Source organism: Cognatundibacterium rugosum, from assembly GCF_014284365.1.
Lineage (GTDB): Bacteria > Pseudomonadota > Gammaproteobacteria > Burkholderiales > Burkholderiaceae_D > Undibacterium > Undibacterium rugosum.
The window spans coordinates 1-559 of the sequence record NZ_JACOGG010000056.1; the positions used below are offsets into that span (position 1 = coordinate 1).

At 55.6% G+C, this 559-nt stretch carries 1 protein-coding gene and 1 pseudogene; both read right to left on the reverse strand.

The features are described 5' to 3' along the window. Nucleotides 1-187, reverse strand: a pseudogene (locus H8K47_RS18025) (IS66 family transposase); the annotation flags it as partial. 70 nt (nt 188-257) lie between these two features. Further along, nucleotides 258-559 (reverse strand): IS66 family insertion sequence element accessory protein TnpB (gene tnpB / locus H8K47_RS18030; protein WP_186882729.1); only part of this gene is annotated, 302 nt, incomplete at its 5' end.

Consider the following 559-nt stretch of genomic DNA (forward strand, 5'->3'; position numbering starts at 1 on the left):
GTTCACGCTGCTGTTCGCCGGTATAGGCTTCGCTGGTGGCGGCAAACTTCTGCCGTTTCAGGATGGCCAGTTCGTGGGTCAACTTATCAATCAGCGTTTGCCGGAACCGTCCTTCGGCCTGTAGCCGGATGGCCAATTCGCGGATCTGGTCCGGGTTGAGCTCAGTGATGTCGACAGTTAAATCCATGTCTGGCAATGTGCCAGACAAAAGCCTGCTTCAGCAAGGACGTTTACATAGGTTTACATCTTCGTGCTACTCACACCACGGTGATCTGGTGATTGTGCATGAGTGTCTGCCACGGCAAGCCGGTCACCAGCGCCTGTAGCTGGTCGGTGTTGAGCGCGACCGGCAAATGGCCACTATCAGTCCAGGTAAAGCTTCCCTTGTTCAGGCGCCGGCTCGCCAACCAGATACCGAACCCGTCATAGACTAGGACTTTGATACGCGTCGAACGCTTGTTGGTAAACAGGTAGGCATGATGCGGCCGCGCTGCACCGAATACCTGAACTACCCTCGCCAGTGCAGTATCCATACCGACGCGCATATCAATCGGTTCGG